The following is a 23130-nucleotide window of genomic DNA, read 5'->3' as shown; positions in this document are numbered from 1 at the left end:
GGCACCGAGGTGTGGGTCGACCGCGACGGCACCGTCGAACCGGTCGCCACGATGCCGCCCGGAACCGTCGATGTCGTGGTCGAGCGGGTGCTGGCACCGCTCGGGAAGCGCCTCGATCGAACGAACCCCATCGTCGATGCCCGGCTCGCCGACGGCGCCCGCGTGTGCGCCGTGGTGCCGCCGATCGCCGTCGACGGGACCACGCTGTCGATCCGTCGGCACCGGAGCCGGTGCGTACCTCCCGAGGCGTTCGCTGCCGCTCCCGTCGCCGAGCTGTTGCGAACGGCGGTCGGGCGGCGGTGCAACATCCTCGTCACGGGCGCCACGTCATCGGGCAAGACGACACTGCTCGCCGGCCTGCTCGGCGGTGTGGACGATCACGCCAGGCTGGTCGTGGTCGAGGACACCGCCGAGCTCGAGCTCGGCGGACGACACGCCGTGCGGCTCGAGGCGCGCCCGGCAGGTGTCGACGGGGTGGCGCCGATCGATCTCGGCGAGCTCGTCCGCACGGCGCTCCGGCTCCGGCCCGACCGGCTCGTCGTCGGCGAGTTCAGGGGCGCGGAGGTCGTCGCCGTCGTGCAGGCGCTGAACACCGGCCACGACGGCTCGCTCAGCACGTGCCACGCGAACAGTGCAGCCGACGGCCTTCGACGGGTCGAGACGCTCGTCCTGCAGGCCGCACCGACGTGGCCGCTCGCTGCCATCCGGCGCCACGTCAGCAGGTCCATCGACCTGGTCGTGCATCTCGAGCGCAGCCGCGACGGCGCCCGGCGGGTCGTGGAGGTGATCGAGGTCGAGGAGTCCGAAGGCGAGCCCACGGGCCGCCCGCTCGCGACCGGCGACGAGGTGCTGGGCGTCCTGACGAGGGCCCGCCGATGAGAGAGGCCGCCCTCACCGCGCTGCTGGTCGTGCTGGTCGGCGCCCGCGTGCGCGTTCGTCCCCCACGGCGACTGCCGGGAACGAGCCCCGACGCACCGAGCAGGCGGCCGCGAAGGCGGGTCGGCGGTGGCCGCCGACGTGCCGGAACACGCAGGCGGTGGTGGTCGTCGCGTGCGGCCGAGCCCGATCCGGGCTCGGTGGCGGCGTGGTGCGACGAGCTGTCGCGTGCCACTCGCACCGGCTCGACGCTGCCGGCGGCCATCCGCGCCGCTCCGGTACCGGCGTCGTGCGGCGAGCAGATCGGCCAGTTGACGTTCGCGCTCGACCGCGGCATGCCGCTCCGCGATGCGATCGCAGGTGCTCCCAGGGCACCACACCTCGACCTGGCGCTCACGGTGCTCACCGCCTGCGCCGAACACGGCGGGCACCCCGGCCAGCCGCTCGACCGCGCCGCTGCGACGCTGCGGGCTCGCGCTGCCGACCTGGCCGACCGACGAACCCAGAGCGCTCAGGCACGCCTGTCGGCAGTCGTGATGACCATCCTGCCGCTGCTCATGCTCGCCGTCATGCTCGTGGCGTCGGCGCCGATCCGTGGCGCGTTGGCGTCGCCCGTCGGGCTGGTCGTGCTCGTCATCGGCGGCGCGCTCAACGTGCTCGGATGGCGCTGGATGCAGCGCCTGATCGATCGGCCGCCCCGATGATCCGAGGTCGAGGCGCCACGACGGCGGCGGCGCTCCCCGACGCGGTCGAGCTCGTCATCCTGGCCGTGCGGGCGGGCATGTCGCCGAGCGGTGCGGTCCGGGCGGTCGCGAACGACGTCGACGAACGGCTGCGGCCGGGTTTCGCCGAAGTCGTGCACCGCCTGCACCGCGGGCAACGACTGGCCGACGCGCTCGACGCACTCCCCGAGATGGTCGGGCCCGACGCGTCCGGCTTCGCCGACGGCCTCGCCACGGCCGACCGCTACGGTCTGCCGCTCGAGCCGGTGCTCGACCAGCTCGCCGCCGAGACCCGCGCCCACCGGCGCCGCGAGGCCGAGCGGCACGCCCGAACGCTGCCGGTGCGGCTCGCGTTCCCGTTGGTGGTCTGCACGCTGCCCTCGTTCGTCCTCCTCGCCATCGTCCCCGCCGTCCTGGGGGCCCTCTCGACGCTCCGTGGGTGAGCGTCCCCGTCACTCACGACTGCGAGGTCACCACCATGGAGTTCAACATCATGTACGACATCATCCGATTCATCGTCTCCCGGCCCGACTGGCGGAGCGAGCGCGGCCAGGCCACGACCGAGTACGCGCTCGTGCTCCTGGCCGCCGCCCTCGTCGGCGTGCTCGTGATCGGGTGGGCGACCGCCGGTGGCGGGGCGGCTGCGATCGGCCGACTCTTCGACCGAGTCATCGAGTCGGTCATCGACCAGGTGTGACGCATGCTCCGCGCGATCGCGGCCAGGCCGCGGTCGAGTTCGCGATCGTGTTGCCGCTCGTGGTGGTCCTCGTGCTCGCGGTGGTCCAGGTGGTCGTCGTGGTGCGAGACCAGCTCGCCGTCGAGTTGGCCGCTCGCGAGGGCGTCCGTGCGGCGTCGGTGTCGGCGGCGCCGTCGACCGCCGCGCAGCGGGCCGCCGCAGCAGCGACGTCGCTGACGCCGCTACAGGTCGAGACCAACGTCGGCAACACGGTCACGGTCACCGTGCGACACCGGTCGCGCACCGATGTGCCGATCATCGGCCGGCTGATCGGCGACGTCGACGTCGTGGGCACAGCCACGATGGCGCGCGAGCCACCGTGACGAACCGGCACGAACCGGCCGCGCGGGTTCGAGCAGAATCGTGCGATGAGCGACATCCACGGCGACGCCTCGACCGGCGATCACATCGCCGTCATCTTCACGAGCCGGCACAGCGGCATCGACGTCGACGGCTACGACGAAGCGGCGGCGCACATGGAGGCGCTCGCTGCCGATCAGCCGGGCTACCTCGGCATCGAGAGCGCCCGCGGCGACGACGGGTTCGGCATCAGCGTCTCCTACTGGACCGACGAATCGTCGGCAACGGCCTGGAAGCGCAACGCCGAACACACCGCGACGCAGCAACGGGGTCGCGAGACGTGGTACGACTGGTATCACGTGCGGATCGCAACGGTGCACCGCGAGTACCGTCACCCGCCGAACGACACGCGAGACTGACACGACGAGCCCGCCGCTGTGCCATGAACGAACCGGACGAAATCCTGCACATCGCCCTCCCGGACGACTGGAACGTGGCGCGCGCCAACGGCGAGTACACCGTCAGCACGCGTGGGCGCTCGCTCGAGCAGGAGGGCTTCGTGCACTGCTCGTACCTCCGCCAGCTCGAAGGCGTGGCCAACCGGTTCTACGCCGACGTGACCGAGCTCGTCCTCCTCCACATCGAGCCCGAGTTCCTCGAGGCGGAGATCCGCGCCGAGCCAGCGGCGGATGGCTCCGACGAGCTGTTCCCGCACGTCTACGGCTCGATCCCGACGACGGCGGTCGTCGCGACCACGTGGTGGGATCGCGGCGACGACGGCGTCTGGCATCGACCGCAGATCATGTGACGGTCGTCGAGTCCACGTGGTGGGATCGCGGCGACGACGGCGTCTGGCATCGACCGCAGATCATGTGACGGTCGTCGAGTCCACGGGGTGGGATCGCGGCGACGACGGCGTCTGGCATCGACCGCAGATCATGTGACGGTCGTCGGCTCCCGAGCTCGACGACGATCGACGACGATCGACGGAGCCGGCGCTCACGTGGTCGTCGTCGATCGGACGACGGTCACCACAACATCGTGCCCGGAGCGCCCTTGAACGGGCCCGTCACGTTCTCGGTGATCCAGCCGCCGTAGAAGCTGCCCTCGTTCGAGCCGACACGTTCGTCGTCGACCCAGCACTCGTCGAGGGCCTGGGCGTAGAACGCCCAGTGCAGCGCGAGCTCCGCGAAGGGCGCAGTCGGCTCGGGGTAGGTCCAGGCCGCACGTTCGGCGACGCCGTCGCCGACCACGACGTCGGCGTACCGCGCCACACCCTTCCACTCGCAGAAGGTGCCGTGATCGCTCGCTCGGAGATGCTCGTCGGACACGTGCTCGAACGGCACGTAGTACGCCGGCGCCTGGCTCGTCTCGAGCACGCGGAGCGCGTGCGGCGAGTCGACGATGGTCGCCCCGTGATGCACGACGCGGATGCGCCACGCGACGCGCTCGAGGAGCGGCGGCCGCGGGAAGTCCCACACGGATTCGAACGGTTTGCCGTTCGGCGCGAGCTCCATGCGGGCAGCCTCGCACCGAACGCCGTCGCCCGCGCCACGCAGCGCGCAGCCGGTCAGCCGGGTCCGGCGAAGACGCCTTCCTTGACGCTGTCGAGGTTCGCGTAGTACTCGGTCTTCGGGTCGTAGGAGGCGGCTGCCTCTTCCCAGCCGGCGAGCTCCTTGCGGCCCACGACGAACCAGTGGACCTCGTCGGGACCGTCGGCGAGCCGGAGCGTGCGCTGGCTCGCGTACATCCGCGCCAGCGGCGTCCACTGCGAGACGCCGGTGGCGCCGTGCATCTGGATCGCCTCGTCGATGATCTGACCCGTCCGGATCGGCACCATCGCCTTGACCGCGCTGACCCAGACACGGGCCTCGGCGTTGCCGAGCTCGTCCATCGCCTTGGCGCCGGTCAGCACCATCCGCCGCATCGCCTCGATCTCGATGCGCGCCTTGGCGATCACCTCGACGTTCTTGCCGAGGTTCGAGATCCGCTTGCCGAACGCCTCGCGGGAGAGGCCGCGCTGCGCCATCAGCCCGAGCGCACGCTCGGCTGCGCCCACCGATCGCATGCAGTGGTGGATCCGCCCGGGCCCGAGGCGGAGTTGGGAGATTTCGAAGCCCCGGCCCTCACCCAGCAGCATGTTCTCGGCCGGCACGCGCACGTCGTTGAAGCGGATGTGCATGTGACCGTGCGGCGCGTCGTCCTCGCCGAACACGTGCATCGGCCCGAGGATCTCGACACCGGGTGTGTCGCTCGGGACGAGGATCTGCGACTGCCGCTGGTGCACGGGACCGTCGGGATTGGTCTGCAGCATCACGATGAAGATCTTGCAGCGGGGGTCGCCCGCACCGGATGCGTAGTACTTCTCGCCGGAGATCACCCACTCGTTGCCGTCCTTGACGGCGCGGCACGCGATCTGCTTCGCGTCGGACGACGCGACGTCGGGCTCGGTCATGACGTAGGCCGACCGGATCTCGCCGTTCAGGAGCGGCTTCAGCCAGCGCTCCTTCTGTTCGGGCGTGCCGACCCGCTCGAGCACCTCCATGTTGCCGGTGTCGGGGGCCGAGCAGTTGAGGCATTCGGACGCGATCGGGTTCTTGCCGAGCTCCATCGCGATGTACGCGTAGTCGAGGTTCGACAGGCCCTCGCCGGTCTCGGCGTTCGGCAGGAAGAAGTTCCAGAGCCCTTGCTCCTTGGCCTTGTTCTTGATGCTCTCGAGCAGTTCGAGCTGGCCCTCGCCGTACCCCCAGCGCTCGGCGCGGCCCTCACCGAGGCGGAAGTACTCCTCGGTCTTCGGCTCGACCTCCTCGGCGATGAACGTCTTGACGGCCTCGTACAGCGGACGCGCCGCCTCGGACATCCGCAGGTCGAACATGTCGACGGTCGACTCGAGTGCTGTCATGTGCCGCTCCTCCCGGTTGGTGCAACCCCGCCGAACTTAGTGACCGAGCCGAACGTCCGTCCCATCCGGCTCGGGTCCAACTCGGGGTCGCTCACGACGAGCGGGAGCGGCGGAAGCCACGCCGGTCGGCGCGCCTCTCGAACCGCTCCTGCTCGGCCTCGAGGGCCGCCTCCTCGGCGACGAGGCGTTCGAGGCTGGCGAGCCGGGCCGGGTCGAGCGAGCCACCCTGGACGGCTGCGCGCACGGCACAGCCCGGCTCGCGATCGTGCTTGCAGTCGCGGAACCGACAGTGGTCCATGAGGTCGAACACGTCCGCGAACGCACGCTCGATGCCGTGCCCCGACAACCAGAGGCTCAGGGCTCGTACGCCCGGCGTGTCGATCAGCCAGCCCTCGCCGGGCAGTCTGAGCAGCTGTGCCGCGACCGTGGTGTGGCGACCGCGCTGGTCGCCGGCGCGCACCTCGCCGGTGTCCATCACGTCGGCGTCGAGCAGCGCGTTGACGAGCGTCGACTTGCCGACCCCCGAGGCACCGAGGAACGCCAAGGTCCGATTGCCGCCGGCGAACGCCCGAACACGGTCGACGCCCTCGCCGGAGATCCCGCTCGCGACGATCACCGGCACGCCGAGCGCGACGTCGGTCAGTTCGGCTCGCATCGGTTCGGGATCGACGACGAGGTCGGCCTTCGTGAGCAGGACGACCGGTTCGGCGCCGGAGTCGAACGCGAGCACCAGCTCACGCTCCAGCCGGCGCTGGTTGGGCGGTGAACCCAGGGCGTGGACGAGGAACACGACGTCGATGTTGGCGGCGAGGTAGTCGGCCTCGAATCGATCACCCTCGAACGAGGCGCGACGCACGAAGGCGGACGTTCGCTCGATGACGTGGTCGACCTGCTCGGCGTCGTCGGAGGGGACCACCCAATCGCCGATCGCCACGTCGACGTAGAGGTTGCGCAGGCGCAACGGGTCGTCGTCGTCAGCGTGCCGCATGACCGTGCTCCAGCCCCGGTCGATCCTGGCCACCCGACCGGGCGCGCCGGGCGCGCCGGCAGCTTCCCACGACGCCTGCAGCGCGTCGTTCCAGCCGAGCTGCCGGTCGGGTGACACGACCGCGAACGGTATCGCGCGACCCGTGCGCCGGTGCCGCTGTCGAGACCTCAGCCGTAGACGGTGACGACGGACGATGAGCGGTCGTTGCGGCCGTGCACGACGACGAGCCCGTCGCCGACGACGAACTGCGATGCGCCCGGCAGCGGCACGGACCACCACTCGTCTCCGTCGAAGCCGAAGCCACGCAGCCGACGCTCGGCAGCGCCGAACTCCGGCGTCACGAGATAGCCGTTGCGCCCGATCAGCGGATCGCTCTCGAACGTCACGCCGACGTCGGTGACCAGCAGCGTCTCACCGGTCGAGACGTCGATGATGCTCCTGTCGTCCCCGCCCGAGGTCCCCTCGACACGCGCGACCGCCAGGACGCCGCGATCGGTCACGACGGGCTCCTGGACCCAGCCCTCGGCCTCCCACTCGACCTCGATCGAGCCGTCGTCGACCGAGAAGCCGAGCGACGACTCGGCGGAGACGAGAGCGATCTCCTCGCCGGGCGGCGGCATGTAGAGGCGCGGTCGAACACCGACTCGACCAGCGACGTCTCGTACGGCGTCGACGGTGTCGGCACGACGACCCGTCGCGTCGAACGACACCAGGTCACCGTTCGCGGTGAGGCCGGCGATCACATCGTCGAGCATGACGACCCAGGTCAGGTCGGATCCGTCGACGGGCCCGGCGAGGAGGTCGCCGGTATCGAGGTCGTGCAGGCCGACCTTCCCGTCGACGTCGCCGACGAAGACCGGATCCCCTCCCGACAGCGGTGCGCTGATCGAGCCCACGACCGGCTCCCCGACGGCGTCCCCGCTGGCCGGATCGAGCAGGCGGAAGGCCTGGCGTCCGGCGAAGGCGTCGATTCGCCAGACCCAGCGCTCGAACGCCCAGTACCTACCCGTGGTCGACGCCTGACGCCACCGGAGCTCGCCGCTGGCTGCATCGAGCACGTGGATCCGGGTGGTCTCGTCCCTCATGGTGTCGGTGACGGCGACGAGCTCGTCGATCACGGCCAGCGAGTCCACGGTGCGCGGCGTCCCGAAGTCGTCAGCCCAGCGGACCCGTCCGTCGGTCCGGTCGAGTCCGAGGATCGCGCCGGTGTCGGAGACGACGACCACGACGTCGCCGGCCACAGCGACGCCGTGTATCCGACCATCGATGACCTGGTCCCACTGTGCTGCCGCCGCATCGGGGAGCAGCGGTGCGAGGTCCGCATGCGAGTCCGCCGGATCGCGTGCGATCACGATCGTTGCGACGATTCCGACGGCAAGCACGGCGACGACCGGGACCAGGGCTCTCCACGGCGGTCGAGCCCGGGTACGGTCGCCGGCCGCGGCTGCGACTTCGCCGACGGCGTCGTCGGGAGCCTTGCCCCGCGCCGGTTCGGGAGCCTCGCCGGCCCCCGGGCCCTCGAGCCCGGCCGATTCGTCGACGGCCGGTTCCTCGGCCAGCGGCTCGACCGGCGTCTCGGCCGGCGCACGTCGCTCGGATCGGGCCCACTCGGCGCCGATCCCGTCGAGGTGGGAATCGGCCGGCGGTCGGGCGGCCGCCTGCACGGTGGGCGGCGGACCGTCGTAGTCCCGTCGCCAGGGAGCGTCCGGATCGTCGGCCGCAGCGGCCGCCGGCTCGCCGGCTCGCGTCGAGCGCTCGTCGGCCTCGCGAGCGTCGAGGCGTTCGTCGTCCGGTCGCCATGCCGCGTCGGGGTCGGCGGCTCCCGCGCCCATCGGGTCGATCACGAGGAGTCTGCGATCGGGATGCGCATCGTCACGTCACCCGTGAACCGTCAGCGTGCTCGAGCCGGGGGTCGCCTCGACGACCAGGACGGCTTCGTCGGTGACCGTGTACGACGCCTGTACCGGCAGCGAGAGCGTCCAGAGTGGCTCGTCCCCGCCGTGTGAAAAGGCCATGAGCTCGCGCACGGTGTCGACCGCCGGGGCCACCACGTAGCCGTTGTATGCGACGTGGGGGTCGGCCTCGCGGGTGGTGCCGGCGTCGGTGACTGCGACGACGTCGCCGCTGACCGGGTCGACCAGAGCGAGGTCGACCTCGCCCGGCTCGGCGGCGAGACGGGCGACACTGAGCGGCCCGATCTCGGTGTCGATCGGCGGGCCGACCCGGCCCTCGAGCTCCCAGACGACGTCGAGCTGCCCGTCGTCGACGACGAAGCCGATCGACGAGCCGCTCGCCACCACCCCGACCTCGCTGCCCGGCACGCCGCCGATGAGCTCTGCCCGACCGACGGCGTCCCCGAGCGTGTCGCTGCGGAACGGGCGCTCGTCGGTCCGAGCACCGTTGGCGTCGAACGCGACGATCCGGTTGTCGGATCCGAAACCGACCGGCCGCTCCCCGATCATCGTGATCGCTCTCAGACCGGACCCGTTGACCGGACCGGCGACGCGCTCGAGCGTCATCGAGTCGTAGAGCTCGAGCACACCGTCGTCGTCGTCCACGAAGTAGGGGCCCACGCCGACGATGTCGTCGGTCGTGAACGACACGGTGGCGGGCTCGCCGGTGACCGGGTCGAGCACGCGGGTCGTCGTGGCGCGCCGTCTCGGCGCGACCTGGACCACCCAGTCGTCGGTGAACGTGAACAGGTCACGGTCGCTCACCTCGAACCAGAGCAGCTCGCCGGTCGTGGCGTCGAACCCTTGCGCCGACGACAGCGGGCCGACGCCCCCGTCGAGCGCAACGACCACACCGGGATAGACGCGCAGTTCGGGACCGAACAGCTCGTACGTGTGCGGCTGCGCCCACAGCTCCCCACCCGTCACCCCGTCGAAGGCGACGACGTCGGTCGGCGTGCTGATGACGACGACGCCCTCCCCTGCCGCCACGGCATCGATCCGGCCGTCGACGGTTTGCGACCAGCGTTCGTCGACGACGGTCGGGATCGTCGCCCCCATGGGCTCGCTCGCGGCCTCGACCTCCGTCGACGGCGCGGTCAGCAACGCCCACACCGAGACGGCAGCCACGATCAGCGCAGCAAGGAGGCAGACCGCGCCCAGCACGAGCTCGCCCGTGACCGCCGGCACCGGCACGTCATCGGCGCGAGCGCCCGTGCGCGACGCCACCGGGGTCGGCTCCGGCCGCACCCGTCGCGGGCGCGGCGTCCGATCGAGCCGGGCCGGCCGGACGCTGCCGGCGGTGTCGAGCGCAGTGCGTTCGGCTGCCGCACGCGACCACGGACTCGGCTGCGCGGCCGGTGCCTGCCCGTCGGTGCGGTGTCGGGCACCCGGCTCGGGCAGGCGTGCACCGGCGCCGCGGTCGCCGTCCGCACGACGCTCGACCGCGACACCATCGGTGTCGACCGCGGCCGGAGCAACCCGTTCGTCCGCCGATTCGGTCGCCGAGCTCGGACCGTCGACCAGCGCCGTCGAGGGACCGCCGTACCCGCGCCTCCAGGGTGCATCGGGGTCGCGAAACGGATCGCTCGCGTCGTCGTCCCCCATGACCCGATGGTACGCGAACGGGCTGGCAGCCGGCACGCCGGCCGCACGGCGATCCGGCTGCGGGCCGACCGGTCGTGCACCGGTCGCCGATCCCTCCGAAGGTTGCGTTCGGCCGGCGGCCCGGCAGAATCAACAGCCGAACCAGCGCGGGCCACCGCCTTGACAGGCGATCCGCGATCCCCTAGCCAAAGGCAGCGATGTCCAAGCCACTCGTCGTCGTGGAGTCCCCCGCGAAGGCCAAGACCATCTCGAAGTTCCTCGGTTCCGACTTCGACGTGCGCGCCTCGGTGGGCCATGTCGCCGACCTGCCCAGCAAGGGCCTCAACATCGACGTCGACAACGGTTTCAAACCCACCTACGAGCTCACCGACCGGGGCAAGCAAGTCGTCAAGGACCTCAAGTCGGCGCTCAAGGAGGCCTCCGAGCTCTATCTCGCCACCGACGAGGACCGCGAGGGAGAGGCGATCTCGTGGCACCTCGTCGAGTACCTCAAGCCCAAGGTGCCCGTGAAGCGGATGGTGTTCCACGAGATCACCAAGGCGGCCATCGACCATGCGATCGACAACCCGCGCGGCATCGATTACGGGCTCGTCGACGCGGCCGAGACCCGGCGGCTGCTCGACCGGCTCTACGGCTACGAGGTCTCGCCGGTGCTCTGGCGACGGGTCAACCGCGGGCTGTCCGCCGGTCGCGTGCAGAGCCCGTCGATCCGTCTGATCGTCGAGCGCGAGCGCGAGCGGATCGCGTTCGTCTCCGCCGACTACTGGGACATCGACCTGCTCACCGCGACCGCACCGGCGTTCGATGCCAGGCTCGTCGCCGTCGACGGCACCCGTGTCGCGAGCGGCAAGGACTTCGACGATCGCGGGCAGGTCAACGCGAAGACGGTCGCCATCGATGAGCCCAGGGCGCGGGCGCTCGCCACCGGGCTCGAGGATGCGACGTTCTCGGTCCGCTCGGTCGACGAGAAGCCCTATCGCTCCTCGCCGAAGGCCCCGTTCATGACCTCGACGTTGCAGCAGGAGGGTGGCCGCAAGCTGCGGCTGTCGTCGTCGCAGGTGATGCGGGTCGCGCAGGGTCTCTACGAGCGTGGCTACATCACGTACATGCGCACCGACAGCGTGACGCTGTCCGACGAGGCGATGAAGGCGACCCGGGCGGCGATCGCGAGCGAGTACGGCTCCAACCACCTGTCGCCGCAGCCGAAGGTCTACACGTCGAAGTCCAAGAACGCGCAGGAGGCCCACGAGGCGGTCCGGCCGACCACGCCGTATCGCTCGCCCAAGCAGCTCGAGGGCGAGCTCAACAGCCAGGACCTGTCGCTGTACCGGCTGATCTGGCAGCGCACGCTGGCGTCGCAGATGGCCGACGCCACCGGCGTCACGGTCAGCGTCCGGCTCGGGTCCGTCTCGGCGCACGAGCAGACCGATTGCGAGTTCAACGCATCGGGCACGACGATCACGTTCCCCGGCTACCGCGCGGTGTACGTCGCATCCGACGATGCCGGGCCCGACGGCGACGGCTCGAAAGAGGCGCTCCTTCCCCCATTGGCGGCCGGTGAGATCGTCCCGGTGGCGTCGCTGACGCCCAACGGCCACACGACCAGCCCGCCCGCTCGCTACACCGAGGCCTCGCTGGTCAAGCGGCTCGAAGAGCTCGAGATCGGTCGCCCGTCGACGTGGGCGTCGATCATCCAGACCATCCAGGACCGCGGGTACGTGTGGAAGAAGGGCCAGGCTCTGGTGCCGACGTGGACCGCGTTCGCCGTCGTCGGCCTGCTCGAGCAGCACTTCGGCGACCTGGTCGACTACGAGCTCACCGCCAAGATGGACGCCGACCTCGACGAGATCGCCAACGGGACGCAGCAGAAGGACGAGTGGCTCACCCGCTTCTACTTCGGCGACGACGACGCGCTCCCGGGTCTCAAGCGGATCGTCGAGGAGAACCTCGACAAGATCGACGCCGCCGAGATCAACACGTTCCCGCTCGGTCACGACGACGACGGCGAGCTGATCGTCGCCAAGCCCGGCAAGTACGGGCCGTACGTCAAGCGCGGCGAGGACACCGCCAGCGTGCCCGAGGACCTGCCGCCCGACGAGCTCGACGTGGCGAAGGCGCTCGAGCTGCTGGCCATGCCGAAGAGCGACGAACCGATCGGGCAGCTCGACGGTCATCCCGTCTATGCGAAGAACGGCCGCTACGGGCCGTACGTGCAGTGGGGCGATCCCGACGACCTCCCCGCAGGGCTCGAGAAGCCCAAGATGTCGAGCCTGTTCCAGACCATGACCCTCGACCGCATCACGCTCGACGACGCCGAGAAGCTCCTGATGCTGCCGCGCTCGCTCGGCAACGACCCGGTCGACGGCAAGGAGATCGTCGCCAACAACGGGCGCTACGGCCCCTACGTCGTCAAGGAGAAGGACTTCCGCTCGATCGACTCCGAAGAGCAGCTGCTGACGATCACGCTCGACCAGGCGTCGAAGATCTTCCAGCTGCCGAAGGTGTTCAAGCGGGGCGGCCGCAACATGGCCGCCAAGGGGCCGCTCCGCGAGTTCGGCACCGACCCGGTGAGCGAACGGCCGGTCGTGGCGAAGGACGGCCGCTTCGGCGTCTACGTCACCGACGGCGAGACCAACGCGTCGATCGGCAAGGGCGACCGCATCGAGGAGATCACCCCGGCGCGGGCGTTCGAGCTCCTGGCCATCCGCCGCGAGGTGGTGGCGGCGAAGGGCGGCCCGGCGAAGAAGACGCGCAAGAAGGCCGCGCCCAAGAAGGCCGCCGCGAAGAAGTCGAGCGCCAAGAAGTCCGCCGCGAAGGAGCCGGGCGCCGAGCAGGCCGGTTGACAGGCCGCGGCCCGAGCCGCTCACGACCCGACACGATGCTGCTTGCGCGAGGATGCGACCATCGGGTCGTGAACTCGGGCACGACGCTGCTGACCAACGTGCTGCGCCGCGAGCGGCGCTCGCTCGACGGGGCGTGGCACGTGATCGTCGACCCGTACGAGATGGGTTACGTCGGCATCCTCGGCGAGCGCAACGACCGTGGCTTCTTCCGGGACTTCACGCCGCGCCACCCGGCGGATCGGGTCGAGTACGACTTCGACGCATCGCCGACCCTGACGGTGCCCGGCGACTGGAACACCCAGGACGAGCGGCTGCTCTACTACGAGGGCACGGTCTGGTATCGACGCCGGTTCACGATCGATGGCGGCGACGGCGACGGCGATCGGGCCGGTCGACGGCGGTTCCTGAACGTCGGCGCCGCCAACCACACGAGCAGGGTGTTCCTCGACGGCGAGGAGCTGGCCACCCACGCCGGCGGATTCGGACCGTTCGCCGTGGAGTTGACCGGCTGCCTCGAGGCCGGCGAGCACTCGCTCGTCATGCAGGTCGACAACCGTCGCGAGCCCGACCGCATCCCGGCGATGCGCAGCGACTGGTGGAACTTCGGCGGGCTGACGCGATCGGTCGACCTGATCGAGGTCCCCGAGGTGTTCCTCCGCGATGCGTGGATCACGATGGCGCCCGACGGACGGGTGGTCGGCGGCGTCACCGTCGACTCGCCCGACGGTGTCCGTTCACCTGCTGTCGACGAGGTCACGCTGCGCCTGCCCGGTCTCGGCGTCGAGACCACCGTGGGCGATGGGTTCGAGCTCGACCTCGCTCCCGTGCGCTGGCATCCCGGCCGGCCCATCCTCCACGACGTCGAGTGGCAGCTCGGGGACGACATCGTGCGCGACGAGGTCGGGTTCCGAACCGTGGCCACCGACGGCACGGCGATCGTCGTCAACGGCGAGCCCACGTTCCTGCACGGGATCTCGATCCACGGCGAAGCGCCGAGCGGTGGCCGTCGGGCGCACGGCCGCGACGACGCGACCACCTTGCTCGGTTGGGCGCAGGACCTCGGCGCCAACTTCGTCCGCCTTGCCCACTACCAGCACGACGAACACATGGTCGTCGAGTGCGACCGGCGCGGCCTGCTGGCGTGGTGCGAGCTCCCGGTGTACTGGGGCATCGCGTTCGAACGGCCGCACGTGCTGGAGAACGCGAGAGCGCAGCTCGACGAGCTCGTGGTGCGCGACCGGAGCCGGGCGGCGATCGCGTTCTGGTCCGTCGCCAACGAGACGGCACCGTCACCTGCTCGCACCGAGTTCCTCGCCTCGCTCGCCGACCATGCGCGCACGCTCGATCCCACCCGGCTCGTGAGCGCCGCTCTCCTCACGCTCCCCACGACCGAGATCGATCATCTGGTCGACGACCCCCTCGGGGAAGCCGTCGACGTCGTTGCCGTCAACCAGTACCTCGGGTGGTACTACGGCGACCGGACCACGATCGCCGAGCACACCTGGCGATCGTCGTTCGGCAAGCCGATGCTGTTCACGGAGCTGGGCGCCGGCGCGAAGGCCGGCCGGCACGGCTCAGCCGACGAGATCTGGACCGAGGAGTTCCAGGCCGAGATCTACCGCAGCCAGATCGAGATGGTCGAGCGAGGTCGGTCTGATCGGGGCGGTGAGATCGCCGGTCTCTCGCCGTGGATCCTCAAGGACTTCCGGGCGCCCGTCCGTGTCCTGCCCGGCATCCAGGACGGGTACAACCGGAAGGGACTCGTCAGCGAGGAGGGCGACCGGAAGCTCGCCTTCGACGTCCTCGCCGACTACTACCAGCAGCTCTCGACGGGACCGGCGCCCGCTGCCGACTGACGCCGACTGACGCCGTCGCGGGACCGCGTCGGTCGAATTCCCTTCCCGAGCAGCCACTTCGGGACTACCGTCTCTGATGTCGAGAGATCCAGCGGGTGAAAGGGGATCGTCGATGACACGACACGCAGTACGGGGCGCCATCGCCCTGATCGCAGCGGCGGCGCTGCTCGGCGGAACGCCGGCGCGGGCGGGTGACAGCCCTCCCAACCAGGCCATCGTCGACGAGATCCTGGCCATGGTGCCGGACGACGCCGACAACCTGACCGCGGAGCAGGAGCAGTCGCTGATCGACGGGCTCGCCGGCCTCGCAGGGGCATTGCCGGCCGCGAGCGGGAGCGGCTCCAGCAGTTTGACCGGACCGTGCGGCGGCTTCGCGTTCTCGTACGACGGGGACGGCGCCGTGATCGACGCCGCCTTCGACCTCGGTGACGGCGCACCGCCGCAGGACCTGCTCGATGGTGGGCAGGCGTTCACGAGCGGCAACCCGTTCACGGTCGACACCGACGGCCGGGTGACGTACTTCGGGTTCGCCCCGCGATCCGGCGACGGTCCCGAGAACCACTCGTGGAACCTCGACGTCGGCGGCGTGCAGGTCGCGAGCGGCGGCGACCCGAACGAGGGCAAGGAGAACCGCAACGCCGGCACGATCGAGATGGACGAGGAGCTGCCGTTCCCGCTCACCGCCAAGTTCCCGGCATCCGGCGAGATGACGTCGAACCTCGAGACCTGCTCGGGCAGCGGGCACGTCGAGATCAACGGCAACGGGCTCCTCGATCCGGTCGGGCTCGCCGGACTGGGCCTCACCCTGCTCGGCCTCGTCGGTCTCCTCTTCAACGCGCCGCCGGCACGGACCTGGAAGGCAGGGTGACCACCATGACGAACGCCACCAACACGCCGACGGTCGTCCAACGCCACCCGGTGCGCGCCTTCTTCTGGTCGCTGCCGCTCGCGCTCGGCATCGTCCTCGTGCTGATCGTCACGAAGGTGATCGAGCTGTCGCTGACGCCGATGATCATCGTCTTCGTGATCGTGCTGATCCTGGGCACGCTCTGGGGCGCGTTCGGGCCGGCCAAGTCGCCGAAGGGCCCACCGCCGACCCCCGCGGCGCCCGTCGATGTTCCCGAGCCGTCGCGCTTCGACGATTTCACCGACACGCAGAGCGGTGACACCGATGACGCCGGCGACGCCGGCGACGCCGGTGCCGGGGGTGGCGACACCGGTGACACCGGCGACGGTGGTGGTGACGGGGGTGACGGCGACTGAGCGCCGTCAGCAGCGCCGGCAGAGCGCCGTCACCAGCGGCGACCGACGCCGTCAGCAGCGCCGGCTGAGCACCGTCAGAACGGGACCGACCAGCGCAGCACGGCGCCGGAGACGTCGCCGGGCTCGACATCGGATCGAGAGCGCAGGGTGCACGAGCCACCGAACTTCGACGCCCGGTTCTCGAGGTTCGCCAGGCCGTGGCCGCGGCGCAGCGCCATCTCGTCCTCGTCCGGGCCGATGCCGTTGTCGACCACGGTCATGACGACGTCGCCGCCGAAGATCTCGACACGCACCTGCGCCTTGCTCGCCTTCGCGTGACGGGCGACGTTGCCGAGCGCCTCGCGCATCGACGCCACCATCTCGGTGCGGATCTCGTCGGTCAGTGCCGACTCGACGGGGCCGTCCATCCGGAGCGACGGAGTGAAGCCGAGCACCCGGCTCGCCTGGGCGACGACGTCGGCGAGCTCCTGCCCGAGCGCACCGCGCTGACCGGACGTCCCCAGCGTGAACACGATGGTGCGAACCTCGGAGATGATGCCGTCGATGTCGTCGATGACGTCCTCGAGCCGCTTCTGGATCAGCTCGTCGGCGAGCGACGCTGTCGCCTGCACGGTCAGACCCATGCCGTACAGGTGCTGCAGCACGACGTCGTGGAGGTCCCGGCCGATCCGCTCGCGCTCGTGGACCAGCGCCAGTTGCTCGTGCGCGGTCGCCAGGCGCTGCTGATTGTCGAGCCGCTCGCTGAGGTCGCGGACCGTGGCCACGACGTAGTACTGACCGAACTGGATGGGGCTGAGCGACACCTCGACCGGCAGTGTCTTGCCCTCAGCGCACTGCATCGCCAGCTCGAGACCGACGCCCATGGGGCGCAGCGAGGGCGCGCCGTTGTACATCGCCCTGAGATCGGCGTGGCGGTCACGAGCGGCGCCGGGGACGAGTTGGTCCACCGACGTGCCGACCAGCTCGTCGACGTCGGCGAGATCGTGCATCGCCCGGTTGGCGTACACGATCGTGCCGTCACGGTCGACGACCAGGACTCCATCGGGCGCCGACTCCACCGCGTGGAGCAGTAGCGACGGGTCGGGAGGCGCAACCACCGCGGACACGGTAGCCAAGGCGCACGAAGTCGACGTACATCAACACGACCACGACGCCGTGGACGCCGTGGGACGAAGGTCCCTTGCCCGGCCCCGTCGAACGTGCTGCACTGTCCTGCCATGGCGAAGCCGATCACTGCGTTCTTGATGGACGACCACGAGGTCGTCCGGCAGGGCGTCCGCGCCCTGCTCGAGTCGACCGGCGAGATCGAGGTGGTGGGCGAAGCCGCAGGAGCGGCCGAGGCGCTCGCACGGATCCCGGCGGTCAAGCCCGACGTGGCGATCCTCGACGTGCGGATTCCCGACGGGAACGGCATCGAGGTGTGCCGCGAGATCCGTAGCCAGCTCGACACGAACTGCCTGATGCTGACGTCGTACAGCGACGACGAAGCGCTGTTCGAGGCGATCATGGCCGGGGCGGCCGGGTACGTGCTGAAGCAGATCCGCGGCTCCGAGCTGCTCAGCGCCGTCAAGCGGGTGGCTGCCGGCGAGTCGCTGCTCGACCCCTCGATCACCGGCCGCGTGCTCGACCGGCTCCGCAAGCCGAGCGAGGAGGACGAACGGCTCGCGAAGCTGACGCCGCAAGAGCGGCGCATCCTCCATCACATCGCCGACGGGATGACCAACCGCCAGATCGCGAACGAGATGCACCTCGCCGAGAAGACCATCAAGAACTACGTCTCGAACCTGCTCACCAAGCTGGGCATGGAGCGACGCACCGAGGCCGCGGTGTTCGCCACCAAGCTCGAGCTGTCCGGCCAGCACATCGAACCCGAGTAGTCACGATCGCCCGCCCTTTCAAGTTGTGTCTGACACAACTTGAAAGATCGGGGGCGGCAGTAGGGTGGCCGGCCGATGCCGGGACCGGTCTACATCGCACTCGAGGGCGCTGAAGCCTGCGGCAAGAGCACGCACGCGCGCCGGCTCGCCGAGGCAATCGGCGCCGTCGCCACCCGCGAGACCGGCGGCACCGCCGTCGGGCAGCGACTGCGCGAGATCCTGCACGACACCGACGTCACCGAGCTCGACGACCATGCCGAGACGCTGATCGTGGCCGCCGACCGGGCGCAGCATCTCGCCGAGGTCGTGCGGCCGGCGCTCGATCGGGGTCAGCACGTGGTCAGCGATCGGTCGATCTACTCGACGATCGCCTACCAGGGCTACGGGCGCGGGTTGCCGCTCGACGACGTCCGGCGCATCAACGACTGGGCGGTGCGGGACACGGTGCCTGATCTGGTCGTGCTGCTCACGGTGCCCGAGGACATGATCGCGGCTCGCCTCGAGAAGCGCGACCTCGACCGGTTCGAACAGGCCGGCCACGCCTTCCACGAGCGCGTCGACGAAGGCTTCGCGACGATGGCGGCCCTCGAACCCGACCGGTGGGTCGTCGTCGACGCATCCGGCGACCCCGATGAGGTGGCGGCGACGATCCGCGCCGCCGTGCACGAACGGCTCGGCGTGTGAGCTCGATCTGGAGCGACGTCGTCGGGCAGGACGCGGCGGTGGCCCGGCTCGTCAAGGCCGCCGACGCACCGGTGCACGCCTACCTGTTCGTCGGCCCTGCCGGTTCGACCAAGTGGGAGGCGGCGCGTGCGTTCGCCGCCCTCGTGATCGCTGGCGTCGACGACGCCGAGCAACGAGACGCCAGGCTGGCGCTGCGCGGTGAGCATCCCGACGTCAAGGAGGTCGTCCGCGCCGGCGCATCGATCTCGTTCGACCAAGCGCGCGAGATCGTGCGGACCGCGTCGCTGGCCCCGACCGAGGGCGAGCGCAAGGTGATGATCCTCGACGACTTCCACCTCCTCAGGCCCGAGGGCGCGGCGCTGATGCTCAAGACGATCGAGGAGCCGCCCGAGTCGACCGTCTTCGTGATCCTCGCCGACTTCGTGCCCCACGACCTGGTCACGATCTCCTCGCGGTGCGCTCGCATCGAGTTCCGCCAGGTCGACGAGCAGCACATCGCCGATCGGCTCGTCGCCGAGGGAACCGACTCCGAGGCGGCCGCCGCCGCGGCGCGCGCCTCGGGCGGGAACGTCGACCGGGCCAGGGTCCTCGCGACCGATCCCGACCTGGTGGCGCGCCGGCAGGCGTTCGAGGACGTCGCCCGTCAGCTCGACGGCAACGGGGCGACGGTCATGGGCCTCGTCGACGACCTGCTCGGCCGGATCGAGGCGGCGGCCGAGCCGCTGAGCCACCGGCACGCCGACGAGGTCGAGGAGCTAGAGGAGCGGATCGCCCGCTACGGCGAGCGCGGCAGCGGCAAGAAGGCGCTGGAGGAACGCCACAAGCGCGAGCTGCGCCGGCACCGCGTCGACGAGCTCCTGGCCGGCCTCACGGTGATCGCCGGCACCTACCGGGACGCGCTGGTCGCCGGGGCGGTCGCACGCCCCGAGTCGGCCGCGAAGGCGGTCCGCGACATCCACGAGGCAATGGATGCGATGGAGCACAATCCCAACGAGGCACTGCTCCTCCAGTCGCTGCTGTGGTCGTTGCCCGTGTTGACCGGCTGACCCGGGGACGCGCCTCGCACGATCTCCGCGTTTGAGCGGCAGGGCCAACCGCTAGGATTCCGCCCGCTGCCCAGATAGCTCAGTCGGTAGAGCAACGCACTCGTAATGCGTAGGTCGTCGGTTCGATTCCGATTCTGGGCTCCACGAAATGCCAGGTAGATTGGTATTTCTTCGAACAGCTTGCAGGTGTCACGAACGTCAACCAAGCAGCTAACCAAGAATTCGGTCTACGATTCCTGGCATGAAGGGCTCACTGCGCGAGCGCCAGCCCGGCAACTGGGAGCTGATCGTCCAGCTGCCTCGCGATCCGGAGACCGGCCTGCGCAAGCAGCTCAGTCGCACGCACTACGGCACGAAGCGCGAGGCACAGCGGGCGCTCGCCGCACTCGTGGCGAAGGTGTCGGAGGGCAAGATCACCTCGACGGCGAAGACGCTCGGTCAGCTGCTCGACTCGTGGATCGACCACGTCGAGGGCTCGTTGTCGCCGACGACGGTGCGCGAGTACCGACGGCTGACCGAACGGCTTATCAAGCCCGATCTCGGCCGGCTGCGGCTCGGGCGGATCACGACGAAGCGGCTCGACGACTACTACGCCATGCTCTCGAAGGAGCGCGGCCTCTCCCCCGCCACGATCCGGCATGCGCACGCCGTGCTCCGAGGTGCGTTCGGTCAGGCCGTGAAGTGGGGCATCGTGCCGATGAACCCGGCGGTCTCCGCATCACCGCCGAAGCTGCGCCAGCGTGAGATCAACCCGCCCGCGATCGCCGACGTGAAGCGCATGCTCGAGCTGGCCGACGAGGACGACCCCGAGTACGGCGCCTTGCTCCGCGTGCTGACCGCAACCGGAGCCCGCCGCGGCGAGGTGTGCGGGTTGCGGTGGTCCGACATCGACCGCCGCACGCGCACGTTGTCGATCACGCGGTCGATCGCATCGGTCGCCGGCGGCACGGTCGTGAAGGACACCAAGACGCACGCCTCACGACGGATTGCACTGGACGATGCCACGGTCGCCGTGCTCGACGCGCAGCGTCGGCGCCTCGAGGAACGTGCAGCGGCGTGCGAGGTCGAAGTCGACCCCGACGGCTACGTGTTCACCGAGTCAGCCGACGGCGCCGACCCGCTCCACCCCGACACGATCACCGGCCGCTTCACACGGGTACGTCAGCAGGCCGGCCTCGACGGCGTCCGCCTCCACGACCTCCGGCACCTCCACGCCACCCAGCTGCTCGCCGCCGGCGTCCCGGTCCGCACCGTCAGCGGGCGCCTCGGCCACGCCAACGCTGCGACCACCCTGAACGTCTACGCCCACTTCCTCGAAGCCAGCGACCGCCAGGCCGCCGACGTCATCGCCGACCTGCTCGGTTGACCAGGTGGCATACGCCGCTCCAATCAGCCGCTCGGCGCTACTGGTGGGGAGTACGGAAGTGGAATCGCGTGCCCGGCGAGGACACGCTCGTAGCGTCCGCAGTTCGCGTGACCGTGAACGCCTCGACCCCGAACGTCTCCATCCTCCGACCGGTAGGTGCTGACCGCGCCACATCCGTCCATCGACGTTGCGCCGGGGCTATCGCCTGAGGCAGTGTTCGCCCGGTGGACGACGAGTTCGAGTGCAAGCGCTGTCGACGGCCAGTTGTCCGCAACCGAGAGTCGTACGCCATCTTCGAGCAGATGCACTGGGTGTGCTTCCACTACGAGTTCGAACACTTCGGTGGTGACGGCGATCCCGACGAGGCGTGCGGCGACCCGTCGTGCCCCGCGCGAGCGTTCGACCCTGCGCCCTCCGGCGTCGTGGGGCGGCGCCGGGTAGCGCCAAACTGCGGTTCGGCGCTTGCCGCGACGGGCTCGGCTCGGGCACGATGCAATGGTGTCGAATCCCGCGATGCGCGTGTGTTGGGCATTCATCCCGTCGAAGGTGTCGATGGCTGCTTTCTGATCGAGGCCTTCGTTAGCGACGCTACGACCCAGCCCGATTTCAGCGAAGTGACGCAATCCCGCGCCGGTCGAAATCGTTTGGATTGGCAGGTGGCGTACGACGAGCGGTTGCTCGACTTGGAAGGCGAGTCGGTGCAATCCGATCTGTTCCTGACCCGATTCGACGACTGGCCGAGAGACGCTCGCGTGGCGTTCTTCTTCCACGACCTCGATATCGCGCGGCCGCTGTCAACGCCGTTTGGTGAAGTTTCGCTCCCGACGCCCAGCACTCGGCCAATGCGGCTCGCGATGCTGGCGTACGATGCGCCATAGCTGCCAATCTGGGCGGGCACCCCCGTGATGCCGTTCGGGGACACTCGCATCGTGTGTGACGGGCTCCAACCCGCGTGGACCAAGCTCAGGGCCTGCCGCTGCGGCGGATGAGTGCGTTCAACCAGGCGACGGCGGAGTCGAGCGGGAGAACTTCCGTTGCGAGTTCGCTCGTCGCCGCGGCGTACAGCTCTGGCCAGGTGTCGTGGGCGACGACGGTCGGCGGCCATGGCTGCTGTCGCCGGTACGCGAACAGGCGGGCGCCGGCCTCGGCGACTTCGATTGGGTCGAGCGGATCAGCGCGATTGAGAATCTGGAGGTCGACCAGATCGTGCGCTCGCTGTGATGCCGTCGGCCCGGTGCAGGCATGGATCTTCTGTGCCGCTTGGTGTGCGGCGGCCATCACCGCGATCGGCTCGGGTACCGGCAGACCGAGATCGGCGAAGAGACTCCCGATGTCCTCGGCGAGGCGGTGCTCCGGCGTGTCGGTGCTGTCGATCTCGGGGTGGCCGACCTCGAACACCACGGTCGTCCATGCGGTGCCGTGGAAGCTGAGCTTGATCTCGTACGGCTGCATCACGTACTCGGTCGGGACACCCTCGGGCTGAGCCTTCCGCTTCGTCACGAGGCGGCCTGTGACGTGATGCCAGCCGCGCTCGAGGTTGTCGGCCAGTTGGTCCTCGAAGTCCTCGGTCGTCGTTCCGGGCCGGGGAGAGAAGTCGAGATCCCGGGTGAGGCGCGCGTCTTGCTCATTGGTCCGAAACCGAATCGACGCTCCACCCTTCACGACGCCGGCCGGCAGCATCTGACCGACGATCGTGTGCGCGACGGTGCGCCGAAGTCTCGGCTCGGCGATCCCGAGATCGTCAGCCAGGTTGCGCAACCGGGCCGCCAGGGCTTGTTGGTTCCGCGGCGGCTCTTTCATTGGGCCGCCCCGATCTCCTCGATGATGCGCGCGCGGTCTCGGCGGCGAAGGAGGCCTTCGTCTCGGGCACGGTCGGCAGCGGCCATGAGGCGGTCGCTCATGATGCTGCCGATGCAGTCGCGCAGGGCCCGCTCTACGGTCGCGGATGGCAATCCGTCGTAGACCATCCGGTCCGATGCGGGCAGGTCATCGCGGATCACTTCGATCTGGTCGGGGAGGTTGCGTCGCACCCGGCGCGTGGTGCCGACACGAATCCGGCGAGGGTTCACGAGCCCAAGGCCATGGAACGCGAGCACGGAGTCACGCGTGAGGTA

At 70.0% G+C, this 23130-nt stretch carries 23 protein-coding genes, 1 tRNA gene and 1 pseudogene; 17 read left to right on the top strand and 8 right to left on the bottom strand.

Features of this window, described 5'->3' with window-relative positions:
* The 7 genes from QNJ12_RS16155 to QNJ12_RS16125 form a co-directional block, all read left to right on the top strand.
* Positions 1-879: CpaF family protein (locus tag QNJ12_RS16155; protein WP_300624116.1), on the top strand; the 879-nt coding region annotated here is incomplete at its 5' end.
* Positions 880-1076: 197 nt separating this feature from the next.
* On the top strand, positions 1077-1580 hold the full coding sequence (locus tag QNJ12_RS16150) for a type II secretion system F family protein (RefSeq protein ID WP_300624115.1): 504 nt from the start codon (positions 1077-1079) through the stop codon (positions 1578-1580).
* Positions 1577-2041, top strand: a complete 465-nt coding sequence (locus QNJ12_RS16145; protein ID WP_300624113.1) for a type II secretion system F family protein — start codon at positions 1577-1579, stop codon at positions 2039-2041. Before QNJ12_RS16150 ends, QNJ12_RS16145 begins: the two co-directional genes overlap by 4 nt.
* Positions 2038-2295 carry a hypothetical protein gene (locus tag QNJ12_RS16140; protein ID WP_300624111.1) on the top strand — a complete coding sequence of 86 codons (258 nt, stop codon included), beginning with the start codon at positions 2038-2040 and terminating at the stop codon, positions 2293-2295. Before QNJ12_RS16145 ends, QNJ12_RS16140 begins: the two co-directional genes overlap by 4 nt.
* Complete coding sequence (locus tag QNJ12_RS16135; protein WP_300624109.1) at positions 2292-2657, top strand: TadE/TadG family type IV pilus assembly protein; 366 nt, start codon at positions 2292-2294, stop codon at positions 2655-2657. The genes QNJ12_RS16140 and QNJ12_RS16135 overlap by 4 nt, the downstream gene beginning before the upstream one ends.
* A gap of 45 nt (positions 2658-2702) precedes the next feature.
* Positions 2703-3053, top strand: coding sequence for an antibiotic biosynthesis monooxygenase (locus tag QNJ12_RS16130; RefSeq protein WP_300624107.1), 351 nt, complete (start codon positions 2703-2705; stop codon positions 3051-3053).
* A gap of 23 nt (positions 3054-3076) precedes the next feature.
* The gene (locus QNJ12_RS16125; protein WP_300624105.1) at positions 3077-3442 is read left to right on the top strand and encodes a DUF952 domain-containing protein; all 366 of its coding nucleotides are present in this window, start codon (positions 3077-3079) and stop codon (positions 3440-3442) included.
* Positions 3443-3662: 220 nt separating this feature from the next.
* On the opposite strand, the gene QNJ12_RS16120 is transcribed toward QNJ12_RS16125, so the two are convergent.
* From QNJ12_RS16120 to QNJ12_RS16100, 5 genes are all read right to left on the bottom strand, one after another.
* Positions 3663-4151 (bottom strand): DUF427 domain-containing protein, encoded by a 489-nt coding sequence (locus tag QNJ12_RS16120; RefSeq protein ID WP_300624103.1) that lies wholly within the window; start codon positions 4149-4151, stop codon positions 3663-3665.
* A 53-nt stretch (positions 4152-4204) separates the two neighbouring features.
* Entirely contained in the window at positions 4205-5536 is a 1332-nt protein-coding gene (locus QNJ12_RS16115) for an acyl-CoA dehydrogenase family protein (protein ID WP_300624101.1), read from the bottom strand.
* A gap of 91 nt (positions 5537-5627) precedes the next feature.
* Positions 5628-6641: a ribosome small subunit-dependent GTPase A gene (gene rsgA / locus QNJ12_RS16110; protein WP_300624100.1), complete on the bottom strand. Its 1014-nt coding sequence runs from the start codon at positions 6639-6641 to the stop codon at positions 5628-5630.
* A gap of 50 nt (positions 6642-6691) precedes the next feature.
* Entirely contained in the window at positions 6692-8356 is a 1665-nt protein-coding gene (locus QNJ12_RS16105; protein WP_300624098.1) for a PQQ-binding-like beta-propeller repeat protein, read from the bottom strand.
* Between the two features lie 45 nt (positions 8357-8401).
* Entirely contained in the window at positions 8402-10081 is a 1680-nt protein-coding gene (locus QNJ12_RS16100; protein WP_300624096.1) for a PQQ-binding-like beta-propeller repeat protein, read from the bottom strand.
* Positions 10082-10278: 197 nt separating this feature from the next.
* Between QNJ12_RS16100 and topA the strand changes: the two genes are divergently transcribed.
* The 4 genes from topA to QNJ12_RS16080 all read left to right on the top strand — a co-directional run bounded on the left by topA (position 10279) and on the right by QNJ12_RS16080 (position 16043).
* Positions 10279-12924: a type I DNA topoisomerase gene (gene topA / locus QNJ12_RS16095; RefSeq protein WP_300624094.1), complete on the top strand. Its 2646-nt coding sequence runs from the start codon at positions 10279-10281 to the stop codon at positions 12922-12924.
* Positions 12925-12992: 68 nt separating this feature from the next.
* On the top strand, positions 12993-14780 hold the full coding sequence (locus tag QNJ12_RS16090) for a glycoside hydrolase family 2 protein (RefSeq protein WP_300624093.1): 1788 nt from the start codon (positions 12993-12995) through the stop codon (positions 14778-14780).
* A 112-nt stretch (positions 14781-14892) separates the two neighbouring features.
* Positions 14893-15648: a hypothetical protein gene (locus tag QNJ12_RS16085; RefSeq protein ID WP_300624092.1), complete on the top strand. Its 756-nt coding sequence runs from the start codon at positions 14893-14895 to the stop codon at positions 15646-15648.
* A 5-nt stretch (positions 15649-15653) separates the two neighbouring features.
* Complete coding sequence (locus tag QNJ12_RS16080) at positions 15654-16043, top strand: hypothetical protein (protein WP_300624091.1); 390 nt, start codon at positions 15654-15656, stop codon at positions 16041-16043.
* A gap of 74 nt (positions 16044-16117) precedes the next feature.
* Here QNJ12_RS16080 and QNJ12_RS16075 read toward each other — a convergent pair whose 3' ends face one another.
* On the bottom strand, positions 16118-17140 hold the full coding sequence (locus tag QNJ12_RS16075; protein ID WP_300624089.1) for a PAS domain S-box protein: 1023 nt from the start codon (positions 17138-17140) through the stop codon (positions 16118-16120).
* Positions 17141-17260: 120 nt separating this feature from the next.
* Here QNJ12_RS16075 and QNJ12_RS16070 point away from each other — a divergent pair, with 120 nt between their 5' ends.
* The 6 genes from QNJ12_RS16070 (at position 17261) to QNJ12_RS16045 (ending at position 21894) form a co-directional block, all read left to right on the top strand.
* Positions 17261-17920 (top strand): response regulator transcription factor, encoded by a 660-nt coding sequence (locus QNJ12_RS16070; protein ID WP_300624087.1) that lies wholly within the window; start codon positions 17261-17263, stop codon positions 17918-17920.
* Between the two features lie 75 nt (positions 17921-17995).
* A complete protein-coding gene (tmk, locus tag QNJ12_RS16065) occupies positions 17996-18604 on the top strand; it encodes a dTMP kinase (RefSeq protein WP_300624085.1) in 609 nt (202 codons plus the stop codon).
* Positions 18601-19650 carry a hypothetical protein gene (locus tag QNJ12_RS16060; protein ID WP_300624083.1) on the top strand — a complete coding sequence of 350 codons (1050 nt, stop codon included), beginning with the start codon at positions 18601-18603 and terminating at the stop codon, positions 19648-19650. Before tmk ends, QNJ12_RS16060 begins: the two co-directional genes overlap by 4 nt.
* A gap of 68 nt (positions 19651-19718) precedes the next feature.
* Positions 19719-19794, top strand: a tRNA-Thr gene (locus QNJ12_RS16055).
* Positions 19795-19891: 97 nt separating this feature from the next.
* On the top strand, positions 19892-21016 hold the full coding sequence (locus QNJ12_RS16050) for a tyrosine-type recombinase/integrase (protein WP_300624082.1): 1125 nt from the start codon (positions 19892-19894) through the stop codon (positions 21014-21016).
* A gap of 224 nt (positions 21017-21240) precedes the next feature.
* On the top strand, positions 21241-21894 hold the full coding sequence (locus QNJ12_RS16045; RefSeq protein ID WP_300624080.1) for a hypothetical protein: 654 nt from the start codon (positions 21241-21243) through the stop codon (positions 21892-21894).
* An 85-nt stretch (positions 21895-21979) separates the two neighbouring features.
* Here QNJ12_RS16045 and QNJ12_RS16040 read toward each other — a convergent pair whose 3' ends face one another.
* Positions 21980-22816, bottom strand: a complete 837-nt coding sequence (locus QNJ12_RS16040; protein WP_300624078.1) for a nucleotidyl transferase AbiEii/AbiGii toxin family protein — start codon at positions 22814-22816, stop codon at positions 21980-21982.
* Positions 22813-23130: pseudogene (locus QNJ12_RS16035) on the bottom strand (hypothetical protein); the annotation flags it as partial. The gene QNJ12_RS16040 and the pseudogene QNJ12_RS16035, both read right to left, overlap by 4 nt.

Origin of the sequence: Ilumatobacter sp. (genome assembly GCF_030065885.1) — a bacterium.
In the GTDB taxonomy this organism is placed as follows: domain Bacteria; phylum Actinomycetota; class Acidimicrobiia; order Acidimicrobiales; family Ilumatobacteraceae; genus Ilumatobacter.
The sequence above is the reverse complement of the archived record's forward strand: the minus strand, read 5'-3'. Positions and strand labels throughout refer to the sequence as shown.

Coding starts and splice junctions, on each gene's coding strand:
- QNJ12_RS16120 (WP_300624103.1), bottom strand. CDS start 4,151: ATGGAGCTCGCGCCGAACGGCAAACCGTTCGAATCCGTGTGGGACTTC.
- QNJ12_RS16070 (WP_300624087.1), top strand. CDS start 17,261: ATGGCGAAGCCGATCACTGCGTTCTTGATGGACGACCACGAGGTCGTC.
- QNJ12_RS16085 (WP_300624092.1), top strand. CDS start 14,893: ATGACACGACACGCAGTACGGGGCGCCATCGCCCTGATCGCAGCGGCG.
- QNJ12_RS16115 (WP_300624101.1), bottom strand. CDS start 5,536: ATGACAGCACTCGAGTCGACCGTCGACATGTTCGACCTGCGGATGTCC.
- QNJ12_RS16050 (WP_300624082.1), top strand. CDS start 19,892: ATGAAGGGCTCACTGCGCGAGCGCCAGCCCGGCAACTGGGAGCTGATC.
- QNJ12_RS16145 (WP_300624113.1), top strand. CDS start 1,577: ATGATCCGAGGTCGAGGCGCCACGACGGCGGCGGCGCTCCCCGACGCG.
- QNJ12_RS16125 (WP_300624105.1), top strand. CDS start 3,077: ATGAACGAACCGGACGAAATCCTGCACATCGCCCTCCCGGACGACTGG.
- QNJ12_RS16100 (WP_300624096.1), bottom strand. CDS start 10,081: ATGGGGGACGACGACGCGAGCGATCCGTTTCGCGACCCCGATGCACCC.
- QNJ12_RS16105 (WP_300624098.1), bottom strand. CDS start 8,356: ATGGGCGCGGGAGCCGCCGACCCCGACGCGGCATGGCGACCGGACGAC.
- QNJ12_RS16130 (WP_300624107.1), top strand. CDS start 2,703: ATGAGCGACATCCACGGCGACGCCTCGACCGGCGATCACATCGCCGTC.
- QNJ12_RS16080 (WP_300624091.1), top strand. CDS start 15,654: ATGACGAACGCCACCAACACGCCGACGGTCGTCCAACGCCACCCGGTG.
- tmk (WP_300624085.1), top strand. CDS start 17,996: ATGCCGGGACCGGTCTACATCGCACTCGAGGGCGCTGAAGCCTGCGGC.
- QNJ12_RS16040 (WP_300624078.1), bottom strand. CDS start 22,816: ATGAAAGAGCCGCCGCGGAACCAACAAGCCCTGGCGGCCCGGTTGCGC.
- topA (WP_300624094.1), top strand. CDS start 10,279: ATGTCCAAGCCACTCGTCGTCGTGGAGTCCCCCGCGAAGGCCAAGACC.